The sequence below is a fragment of the Tritonibacter scottomollicae genome (assembly GCF_003003215.1).
In the GTDB taxonomy this organism is placed as follows: Bacteria; Pseudomonadota; Alphaproteobacteria; order Rhodobacterales; family Rhodobacteraceae; genus Epibacterium; species Epibacterium scottomollicae.
In genome coordinates this window covers 1-10,813 of record NZ_PVUF01000034.1, presented here as the reverse complement: position 1 = coordinate 10,813, position 10,813 = coordinate 1, and the positions used below count along the sequence as shown (strand labels likewise).

Annotated in this window: 10 protein-coding genes; 2 read left to right on the top strand and 8 right to left on the bottom strand. The window is 58.9% G+C overall.

The features are described from left to right. Window positions 1-96 precede the first annotated feature (96 nt). The 6 genes from CLV89_RS21540 to uvrB all read right to left on the bottom strand — a co-directional run bounded on the left by CLV89_RS21540 (window position 97) and on the right by uvrB (window position 7,440). Entirely contained in the window at window positions 97-1,383 is a 1,287-nt protein-coding gene (locus CLV89_RS21540) for an MFS transporter (protein ID WP_106165651.1), read from the bottom strand. Window positions 1,384-2,245: 862 nt separating this feature from the next. Next, window positions 2,246-2,980, bottom strand: a complete 735-nt coding sequence (locus CLV89_RS21535; protein WP_106165650.1) for an amino acid ABC transporter ATP-binding protein — start codon at window positions 2,978-2,980, stop codon at window positions 2,246-2,248. Then, window positions 2,977-3,651, bottom strand: coding sequence for an amino acid ABC transporter permease (locus tag CLV89_RS21530; protein ID WP_106165649.1), 675 nt, complete (start codon window positions 3,649-3,651; stop codon window positions 2,977-2,979). The genes CLV89_RS21535 and CLV89_RS21530 overlap by 4 nt, the downstream gene beginning before the upstream one ends. 3 nt (window positions 3,652-3,654) lie before the next feature. Further along, window positions 3,655-4,428, bottom strand: a complete 774-nt coding sequence (locus CLV89_RS21525) for an amino acid ABC transporter substrate-binding protein (protein WP_106165648.1) — start codon at window positions 4,426-4,428, stop codon at window positions 3,655-3,657. Window positions 4,429-4,727: 299 nt separating this feature from the next. Further along, complete coding sequence (locus CLV89_RS21520) at window positions 4,728-5,084, bottom strand: MliC family protein (protein WP_106165647.1); 357 nt, start codon at window positions 5,082-5,084, stop codon at window positions 4,728-4,730. A gap of 163 nt (window positions 5,085-5,247) precedes the next feature. Continuing rightward, window positions 5,248-7,440: an excinuclease ABC subunit UvrB gene (uvrB, locus tag CLV89_RS21515; protein ID WP_106165646.1), complete on the bottom strand. Its 2,193-nt coding sequence runs from the start codon at window positions 7,438-7,440 to the stop codon at window positions 5,248-5,250. A gap of 205 nt (window positions 7,441-7,645) precedes the next feature. On the opposite strand from uvrB, the gene CLV89_RS21510 reads away from it, so the two are divergent. Both CLV89_RS21510 and CLV89_RS21505 read left to right on the top strand, forming a co-directional pair. Then, window positions 7,646-7,957: an ETC complex I subunit gene (locus CLV89_RS21510; RefSeq protein ID WP_106165645.1), complete on the top strand. Its 312-nt coding sequence runs from the start codon at window positions 7,646-7,648 to the stop codon at window positions 7,955-7,957. Between the two features lie 801 nt (window positions 7,958-8,758). Then, complete coding sequence (locus tag CLV89_RS21505; protein WP_106165644.1) at window positions 8,759-9,007, top strand: hypothetical protein; 249 nt, start codon at window positions 8,759-8,761, stop codon at window positions 9,005-9,007. Between the two features lie 456 nt (window positions 9,008-9,463). Here the strand turns inward: CLV89_RS21505 and CLV89_RS22495 are convergent, their stop codons facing one another. Both CLV89_RS22495 and CLV89_RS21490 read right to left on the bottom strand, forming a co-directional pair. Further along, the gene (locus CLV89_RS22495) at window positions 9,464-10,495 is read right to left on the bottom strand and encodes a hypothetical protein (protein ID WP_133166779.1); all 1,032 of its coding nucleotides are present in this window, start codon (window positions 10,493-10,495) and stop codon (window positions 9,464-9,466) included. Between the two features lie 64 nt (window positions 10,496-10,559). Beyond that, window positions 10,560-10,813 (bottom strand): integrase core domain-containing protein (locus CLV89_RS21490; RefSeq protein WP_133166708.1); only part of this gene is annotated, 254 nt, incomplete at its 5' end.

Sequence of the window (10,813 nt, the reverse complement as noted above, 5' to 3'; positions counted from 1 at the left end):
ACTGTCATTGGGTGGCTCCTTTCCTTGCAGTCGATGACAACTGCACTTTGGCACGTTCGATGCCGGTGGAGCAGGAGCCATCCACCTCATCCGCTGTCAGCTTTGTACGGCCAAGTATTTGACCAAAACCAAGCACTGTATCGCAGCAATGAATAGAAACACTGCACCGACAATCCATGCAATCGGTGTCGAGTAAGTCTCGGCGACGATGCCGGCCAAGAGCAGGCCCAAGCCGCCGCCCAACTGCTGTATAAGTGATTTCACTGACAACATGGTCGACCGCTGACGATCTTCAACACAGCGGTGAAGAATGCTGCTGGCGGGTGTTTCGCTGACGCCAAGGAATACGGAATAGAGGACAAAAACGCCCACGAACCCGAAGATGTTGCCCTGAAGCGCCAATGCGATCTGAGCGCTTGCGAGGCAAGCAAATGTCGCCGCAAGTGTCTTGGCGTGCTGCCGTTTGAAGATCCTGCTGACGTGCGAAGACAGAGATGCGCCAAGAGCGATCGAGAAGAAATAAGTCGCGGTGACGACACCAATGACGGTGTTCGCATACCCCTCGTCCAACATTGGCTTGGCAAAGGTTGGCCAGATCACCTCGACCGGATTGGTTGCCATCAGGAAGAACGCTAGTGCTGTCAGCAGAACCGATAGTGCGGGATTCTTGAGAGCAAGAATGCCCGCGTCTCTGATCACCAAAGGCACATTTACAAAGCCCTGCTTGAGCGCACCGGCGGCCATGGATCGCGGGGCTTCTACAATGGCGAGGCGCGTGAAAACAAACACGCCCAGCATCACCCCAAAGCTTGCAGCATAGGACACATCATAGATACTGAAACCGAGGCTTTCAGCGACCGAGCCTAACATATCGGGCAGAAGGCCTCCGAGAACCGCGCCAACGGCCAAACCGACTGCATTTGCCCATTGCGCTTTCGCCAGTGCAGGCTGGACATCGACATTGGGCGCGGCGGCCTTGAAGGTTTCGACAAACCACGCATCAAGCGTCCCTGAGCGAAGCGCACGTCCAAAACCGATGAACGCAAATGAAACAGCGAGCACATAGAAATCGCGGGTTGAGAGAAAAAGCGCCAGCGAAATCAAGCTGGCGAAAACCGCCATCAGAAAGACCGGCTTGCGTCCAATGCTGTCTGCTAATCCACCGAAGGGCAGCTCCATCGCCATCGTCGTGAGCGAGTATACCCCGAAGAGTAGTGATATTTGGAAGAGGTCCATTCCCCGGTCGGTCAACGCCAAAGCAACAACGGCAACCGTAAGACCCATCGCAAAACGATCCAGAAACTGGTGTAGCTGAAATATCAGGATGTGCCGGCGTGCCGAAGGGGGCAGTTCTATGAAGGAAAACTCTGTTTCTGATGCCATGTCTGCAGCATTGACTTTGCTGTCAGCAGGAACAAGGTGAAAGGTGGATCATGACCGCTTTCACGCGAACGAAAGCGGATGGGGGCTCCTGCTTCCCCGGCGCCACTATGCATTTCTATCATTGCAAGGAAGGGCGCTATCCAATGCAGGTTTCAACAGTCGGCCTAGATCTGGCCAAGAACACCATGAAGCTGCATGGATTAGATAAGACAGGCTGTTGCGATCAAATCCGAGGCGCAGCAGCGAATCGTATTCCGGCACCGCGCAATATGTGGTGGGCCGTGTGCGGCATAGCGATGCGCGCGGGGGATCGGCAGCGCGGTCAAGTTCGCCAACGAGGTTTTGGATAGCGACCGGCCAAGTGCTCCTCGAGGCGCCGTCGACGTCTTCGTCAAACAAAGCAACGAAATTATCGCTTCGCATCTGCTCATTCTTTCGCATGAGAGATGCACACGTTTGATGCACACATAGAACCATGCGCCAACTTATTCAGAAAACACCAAGGCGCGGCATGATCGCGTTTCGGCGATCATAGCAACTGCGGGCGACGCGACCAGTTCCGTATCAGTCGTGAGTTTGTTGTATGGCTGGGGCTGATACGGCTGAGGCGGTCGCGCCGCGGCACGGCGCGGCTCGGGCGGATTAAAGAGACGGGCAGCAGTGGCGAGGGCTGATGTATTGGTGCGGCTCACATAGGCTTGCAACTACGACATTGATGTATGCAGCATGGATCTCCGCACTCACCATTAAAGCAAGCGCCACGAGATGCTGAGGTGGTGCATAGGGCGTCGTCAGAACGGCAGAGGCCGCCAGTCATATGCCGAAGGCTACGGCCCTAACTGATCTGGCCCGTCAGGTGCGATCAGCCGCTGACCCGCGCCAGAAATCGCTGAAGCCGGGGGTCTTGGGGGGCGTCGAAGATTTCCGCAGGTGTGCCTTGCTCGACGATCTTGCCGCTGTGCATGAACAGAATACGGTCCGCGATCTCGCGGGCGAACTGCATCTCGTGGGTGACGATCAGCATGGTCTGTTTTTGCTCCGCGACCCGCCGCATCAGGTCAAGCACCTCGCCCACCCACTCCGGGTCCAGTGCCGAGGTCGGCTCGTCGAAGAGCATCAGTTCGGCATTCAGTGCCATGGCGCGACCGATGCCAACCCGTTGTTGCTGCCCGCCGGACAGCGCGGCCGGATAGCTGTTCGCCTTGTCCGCCAGCCCGGTCTCCGCCAGCACCGCCTGCGCGCGCGCGGCGGCCTCGGCCTTGGGCAGGCGCTGCACGGTCACCAGCGCCTCCATGATGTTTTCCTGTGCCGTCTTGTTGGCAAACAGGGCGTAGTTCTGGAACACGAATCCGGTCCGCCGCCGCAGCCCGAGGATCTCTGCCTTGCGCGCACGCGCCGCATCAACAGTCAGATCACCGATGGTGATCTTGCCCGCATCTGGGCGGTCAAGGAAGTTGAGGCAGCGCAAGAGGGTCGACTTGCCGGTGCCGGAGGGGCCGATGATCACCACCCGCTCGCCTTCGGCAATGTCGAGGTCGATCTGGTCGAGCACCGGCGTTTCGCCAAATGTCTTGGTCAGTCCTGTGATCGAAATCATCGCACAAACGCCTTGTTGAGATAGGTTTCCAGCCATTTCTGGCCTTGGCTCAGCGCCTCGACCATGACCCAGTAGATCACCGCCACCACCAGGAAGGCCTCAAAGTAGCGGAAACTGCCGGCGGCCTCTTTTTGCGCTGCACCCATCATCTCGGTCACGCCGAGGGTGAAAGCAAGCGAGGTGCCCTTCAGCATGTCGATGAAGTAGTTCACCAGAGTTGGCGCGGCGACGCGGGCGGCCTGCGGCAGGATGATCCGCAGCATCAGCTGCCACTGCGTCATGCCGATGGACTGCGCCGCCTCCCACTGGCTGCGATCCACGCCGATGATGGCGGCGCGGATCGATTCTGCCATATAGGCGGCAAAATGCAGCGTCAGCCCGAGGATCGCCGCCGTCACCCCATCGATGCGGGTGAGGAATGACACCACCTGCGGCAGCCCGTAGTAGAACAGGAACAACTGCACCAAAAGCGGCGTGCCCCGGAAAAAGCTGATGAACAGAACCACCAGCCAATCCAGTACCGGCACCCGGATCACGCGCTCGACCGCCAGCAATGCGGCCAGAACCAGCGCACAGACCATGCCCGCCGCCGCCATCCCAAGCGTCAGCGGCACATAGCCGAGGATCACCGGCACCAGCCCCAGCATGTACTCAAAGTCGAGCGCTTGCATCGGTTACTCCGCCGCGTTGGAGGTGATGTCGGTGCCGAACCACTTGACCGAAATCTCGGTCAGTGTGCCATTATCGCGCAGGGTGGTCAGTGCAGCATCCACCTTGTCGCGCAGCGCACGGCCATCGGCATCGTCGCGGAAGGGCAGTGCATTGCGGATTTCCGAGAACGGCTGACCGGCCAGTTGCAGCGGCAGCGGGCTTTCCTGGATGAGCTGCGCGGAGGACACGCGGTCCATGACAAAGGCATCGACGCGACCCAGTGCGGTGTCCTGCTCGATGTTGCTTTCATAGGTCTTAATTTCGACCTCATCGGCAAAGGGCAGCTCGTTCAGCAATTGCTCGAAGTTGGAACCGAGGTTCACCGCAACGATCTTGCCGCGCAGATCCTCGACGCTGGCGATGGTGTCATTGCCCTCGCGCGTCACAACCTGAGCGCCATCAAACACATAAGGCTGGGTGAAGGCGAATGTTGCCTCGCGCTCCGGCGTGATGGTGATCTGGTTGGCCACGGTATCGATGCGCCCGGCGCTCAGCGCGCCGATCAGGCCGGAAAAGGACATAGTCTCGAACGCGATATCCAGGCCGGCCTCTTCGCCGACGGCGTTCATCACATCAACCTCGAACCCCTGCAAGACATCCTGACGAACGAAGGTGAAGGGGAAATAGCCGCCGGACATGCCAACGGTCAGGGTGGTGTCTTCCGCTTGGGCGGTGGTGACGGCGGTTGCGGCCAGAAGGCTCGCCAATGTGGCGGCGCGCAGGGTATATTTGAACATGAGAGAGACTCCTTGGTGTCTGCTGTTGCGGCACAGGTGTCGGTTTTTTGAGCAAATTACAATAACGCGCCGAATTCAGGAACCTGCGTTCGCGCGCGACGCAGGTTGCCGGGCAAATTGCACGAATTTCCGCGCGGGGCGAGACAACAATCCAAAGCGGCGCGCCTTGCCGGGAGATTGTTCTTCAGAGACTGCTCGAAATTTGCGCTTTTGCGATCAGTGACACGCGGCTATGCATCACGCGCAATGGGCCAATGCTCTGCTGGGATGTGGCTTTGTCGCGCGTATGTGTCGCGCACTCATGTCCCGACGCAGTTGCGCAGTATTGTTTCGAACGCGGTGTCAGAACCATAGGAAAACAAGGCCATGTTGCCCTTGCTGTGCAACTCGTAGGGACGTGCGGCGTCGAGGGAACGATAACGCACGCCAGACCCGGAGACGACCTGCGACATCACAATTTGCAGCCCGTCGATCTGTGCGACCGCCACAGAGAGGCCGTCGTCACCGTTGATGAAGGTAACCGGCACGACCGTATCGCGGTCGCAGGTGAACCGTGTCTGTGTGACCGAGATACCGTCAGGCAGCGTCGGCACCGTATCGGCGGCTGCAGGCAGAGCGGCCAGCAAGAGCGGCGCCGCGAGTGCTAAGCGAAACATGGAGGACCCTTTCTGGTGTCGCGCGGTGGTTAATGCCCCAGAGGCCGAGCAGGTCGACGACGTCCTCAACGCGCTGGCGAAACACGTTTTCTTGTCCGCGACCGTTCGCGAACTCTGGCGCGCGTGACCCTGCGCCTTGCCCGGCCTCATCCCTCAGCAGGGGTCATCTCCCCCGCCTTTTGACATTCCCACCGCGTTGACCGGCCTTGCCCGCGGTTGAGCGTCCGCGACTCTTGGTGGCCTGTTCTGCGGCGGCTTCCACGGCTGACTGACGCGCAAGCGGATCATCGGAAATCGCCAGATCCACCGCTTCCAGCCGTTTGACTTCGTCGCGCAGGCGGGCGGCCTCTTCGAACTCCAGATTTTCTGCCGCCTTGCGCATGTCTTCACGCAGCCCGACCAGATGCGCTTCGAGGTTTGCGCCATGCATCGGCTTGTCGATGGTGGCGGTGACGCGCGACATGTCAGTGTCGCCCTCGTAAAGACCGGCCAGGACATCATCGACGTTCTTCTTCACCGTCTCGGGCGTGATGCCGTGCTTTTCATTGTAGGCAATCTGCTTCTCGCGGCGGCGGTCGGTTTCTCCGATCGCCCGCTCCATGGAGCCGGTGATGCGATCCGCATACATGATCACCTTGCCGTCGGCGTTGCGCGCCGCGCGACCGATGGTCTGGATCAGCGAGGTTTCAGAGCGCAGGAACCCCTCCTTGTCGGCATCGAGAATGGCCACCAGCCCGCACTCCGGAATGTCGAGCCCCTCGCGCAGCAGGTTGATCCCCACCAAGACGTCAAAGGCCCCCAGCCGCAGGTCGCGCAGGATCTCGATTCGCTCCAGCGTGTCGATGTCGGAGTGCATGTAGCGCACTTTGATGCCCTGTTCGTGCAGGTATTCGGTCAGATCCTCCGCCATGCGCTTGGTCAGCACGGTCGCAAGGGTGCGGTAGCCACGTTCGGACACCCGGCGGATTTCGTCCAGCAGGTCATCCACCTGCATGTCGACGGGGCGGATCTCCACCTGCGGGTCCAGCAGGCCCGTGGGGCGGATCACCTGTTCCGAGAACACGCCGCCGGCCTGTTCCAGCTCCCAGGCGGACGGGGTAGCGGAGACAAACACCGACTGCGACCGCATGGCGTCCCATTCCTCGAACTTCAGCGGTCGGTTGTCCATGCAGGATGGCAAGCGGAAGCCGTGTTCTGCCAGGGTGAACTTGCGCCGATAGTCGCCCTTGTACATGCCGCCGATCTGCGGCACCGAAACATGACTTTCATCGGCAAAGACGATGGCGTCGTCGGGGATGAATTCGAACAGGGTGGGGGGCGGCTCACCCGGCGCGCGGCCGGTCAGATAGCGCGAGTAGTTCTCGATACCATTGCAATGGCCGGTGGCTTCCAGCATTTCGATGTCGAAATTGGTGCGCTGCTCCAGGCGTTGTGCTTCCAGCAGTTTGCCCTCGTTTACGAGACTGTCGAGCCGCTGGCGCAGCTCTTCCTTGATAGAGATCACCGCCTGATTGAGCGTCGGCTTTGGCGTCACGTAGTGCGAGTTTGCGTAGATGCGGATTTTCTCGAAGGTGCCGGTGCGCTCACCCGTGAGCGGGTCGAATTCAGTGATCGCCTCCAGCTCCTCGCCAAAGAACGACAGCTTCCAGGCGCGGTCCTCAAGGTGGGCCGGAAAGACTTCAAGCGTGTCGCCGCGCACCCGAAAAGAGCCGCGCTGAAACGCATGATCGTTGCGCTTGTATTGCTGGGCCACCAGATCGGCCATGATCTGACGTTGGTCATAATCCTTGCCGACCACCAGATCCTGCGTCATCGCCGAATAAGTCTCGACCGAGCCGATGCCGTAGATGCAGGAGACCGAGGCAATGATGATCACGTCATCGCGTTCCAGCAGCGACCTGGTGGCCGAGTGGCGCATCCGGTCGATCTGCTCGTTGATCTGGCTTTCCTTCTCGATATAGGTGTCCGAGCGGGCCACATAGGCCTCGGGCTGGTAATAGTCGTAAAAGGACACGAAATATTCGACCGAGTTCTCCGGAAAGAAGCCCTTGAACTCGCCATAGAGCTGCGCCGCCAGCGTCTTGTTCGGCGCAAGGATAATCGCCGGGCGTTGGGTCTCCTCGATGATCTTGGCCATGGTAAAGGTCTTGCCAGTACCGGTCGCGCCCAAGAGCACCTGGTCCCGCTCCCCGTCCAGCACCCCTTGGCTCAGCTCCGCGATGGCGGTAGGTTGGTCGCCCGCGGGCGAGAATGCGGTGTGCATGACAAAACTTCTGCCACCCTCCAGCTTCTCGCGCCGCTCTGGCGCGCGGTCAGCCATCATCGGCAGGGTCTTGTCGGAATGGGCGTATGGCATCTGCGACTCCTTCGTCGGGCACGCACAGAAAGGTTGGTCCGTTTTTGTTCTACTTCAAGGGGCAAGTCAAACGAGATGGCCTTTGCATGTGGCGGGGCGGGGTGGCATCAGGGCAACCCGTCTTAAAGACGATCTATTTGAAATCTTGCCGCGCCCGCGCATCCATCGCATATAGGTGCAAAGGAATCTTCTTGAGGAGACAGCCATGCGCGCGCGGATTTACCGGCCAGCACGAAACGCCATGACCTCTGGCATGGCCAAGACGCGAAAGTGGGTGTTGGACTATGTCCCAACCACTGCGCGCGAAGTCGATCCGTTGATGGGCTGGACATCCTCCTCCGATACTCAAAGCCAGGTGCGCCTGCGCTTTGACAGCAAGGAAGAGGCGCTGGAATACGCCAAGGATCACGGAATCGAAGTCGAGGTGCAAGAGCCCAAGACCCGCAAGCCCAACCTGCGTGCTGGTGGCTACGGAGAGAACTTTGCCACCAACCGCCGTGGCCCCTGGACCCATTGAGGGTGTAAATCGGGGCAAGGATTCCGCGAAGCCAAGCTTCGAACAAGATGTAGGGCCCCCGCTGGACGATTTCTCCATATGTTGATGTCGCACCCTCTCGTATTGATCGGGCCAAATTTCGGATGACGAGACCGCATGGGGCAGCCAAGGTCTGTTTCGAAGTGCTGGGATGCACCCCACCTTCACTCGGCTTTTTAGACATTCCTCCAGGCAGCAGGTCCAATGCGGCGCTCGGACCGGCCATAAGATCTCGGATGGGTCCGCTTAGACGGCGCGCAACCTGCGCTTGTTGATATAAATCGGGATCAAGTTGCGGCCGAATAGGTCACAAGATCCCGCCGAGGACTATTTTGAATAACGTGAATGCACCCGCGTTCAGTCGGCTTCGCGGTTAGTCCCTTCAGCATCTGGTCCAGTGAGACGCTTCGACCGACCATAGGCTCTCGGATGGACTGGCTTGGACGGTGCGCATGCTGCGCTTGTTGAAGCGACTGAAATGAGAGGCCGATCGCTTCGGCGAGGCGTAATCAGAGAAAGCAGATGAATGCGCAAGGGGTGTCGGGCGAAACGTACCGCCTGCTGTCCCTGGGCTGCTCTCTGAAAGACGGTGATAGAGGCGCTGGGGCAGACGCTCCGGCGCCTTTCGCGTATGAAGGGGATGTGCGGTTCGTGGCATGAAGCGGCGGATCCGGCGGAGGGCCCTTGTGCCCTCCCCGTATGAGCCTGAGCATGGCGCAGTGCGGCTGGCTTGCGATAGTGAGACCCTGGACACGAGGTCGCTTGGAAGCGGTGGGAACTCCAATGAAGACCATTAAGCCGACGCAAGCTGTTGCTACGATCCTCAGCCGATATCAGCGTCAGAGAAAATGTCAGGTGCCCGTCACAGCAACAGATGTCTACGCCGACAGCATTGCTCGCGTCTGTGGAGACGACGTTGACCTCGACCCGGTTGAAAGGGGCCTCATCCACCTCAAGCGCCAGAAGGTGATTTCCGGCCGAAGACTGGTCGCGCTTCTTGCTTGCCATCAGCGCGAGATCAGACCTGAGTGAGGCCTCCCGAGGGCTTCCTGGGGTGCTAGGCTCAACACCAGCTACGAATACACGAAGCGTCATCGCTCTTGGGATCGAATGGTCTGCTTCAAGGGGACATAGTCACCGCTCACGTCCGGCGCTGCATGACGATCTGCCCTGGCTAGAAGGGGCGGAGAGCCGACCTTGGCTACGTCTGCGAAGGTTCCGTGCCAGACAGGCAAAAGCTGCCATTCAAGCCCTGGCCGAGTGAAACCCACATGCTGCGCTGCGCACCAAGGTCAGCAGAGCCCAGGAAGCGGTCTTTGCAAAGTCTTCGGATCTGGCGGCATGGCGAGCACTCCTTGGCGCAGGCGCAAAGGGAAAAGCTGCCCTTCGCCGCACGTGCAGCCGCCGAACACCTTTAGATGTCGGCTAAGCGGGACAAAGCCGCCGTTGCCTTTGGCATAACCAAGGTCCGCAGTGAACATCGCCAACTTATCGTGCTGGTTGGTTTCGTCCGTAGAATTCTATCCTGTTTCGCACACCAATATTCGGGTCGTCTTGAAGACGTGCCGCGATCGCGTCCAAATCATCCCTCAGTACAGGGTCATTTCGCAGAGAGATCAATCCATCGGCTGCACGCCTTCGAACCATAGCTGAACGATCTAGGGCACCGACGGCGATAAGGTCGATTTTGGAGGCTTGTATTGAAATGTCACGATGGTCATACACGTTCTCGTTTCGATATTTATCCATCGAGCGGTCAATCCAGACACGCCTCGACCTACCCGTCGGCCAGCGTGCCTGCCCAGACAGCAGCATTTCGAGAGCCATGGCTCGAATATGCGGTAGAAGTGCAGCAACAAAGAGGCTTTCGATATGCTGGTCGATCTCAGGGTTACGGCTTAGCTCGCGAAGAATTTGACCAAGACGCGGCTGTATTGTCGTTTTCATGTCTTCCACCAAGTGGGCAGCTATATCCGGCCTGCCCATGATTTCACGTACGGCACTGCGCCCCTCACCAGAGCAACGACCCCAGCTGTTGAGATGAGGTAGTATGGCGGTCAGCGCGGGAACAACGATAGGAGCTGTTGTAGTCGGCATGACCCTTTTGAGGGCTTCGTCTGCCAAACTCCGTACTTGCGGCACCCAATCATTCAGACGCCAAAACAGCCCATAGACGCTTGCAGGCGTAAGCAGTGGTCCCTCCAAATTCCGAACTGCTTCTTCTCTAACGCGTCCATCACCATGGAAGATGAAGACCTGAGCGAGGTCAGGCAATTCACGAACCGTTCGAATTTCTTCTCGCGCAGCGTTGAGAGTATCCTCTTTTTCTGGATAGCAACGGGAATGGAGGCGAAGCTCTGACCTAACCCTGTCCTCAATTTTGTTGAGCGCATTGGGGGCACTGGTCGAGCGCAAGATGCGCGTACCTTGCTCCAATATTCGTGCAAAATCTTTGGACGTTCCCGCTTTCTGCCGAGAGCGTTCACGCCCAGCGATTTTGTCCAGCAATGCCTTAAACATGTTTCCTACATTACTAATCTGAGTTCGAACTGATGTGCCCCCATCGAGTGGTCCAATTTGAATGTTAATGCATCGTCGGCCTTTGGTCTATCAGGACGATGCTTTTGGGCGCTGGGGGCCGGTATCCTAAGGCGCTGTGGGGCCTAACCGTGTTGTAGTGGCGACGCCAGCGTTCGATGAGGATCTGTGCTTCACGCAGCGTGGTGAAGACCTCGCCGTTTAATAACTCATCCCGGAAGCGGGCGTTGAAGCTCTCGCAGTAGCCGTTCTCCCAAGGTGATCCCGGGGCAATGAATGCGGTCTTCGCGCCCACGGCAC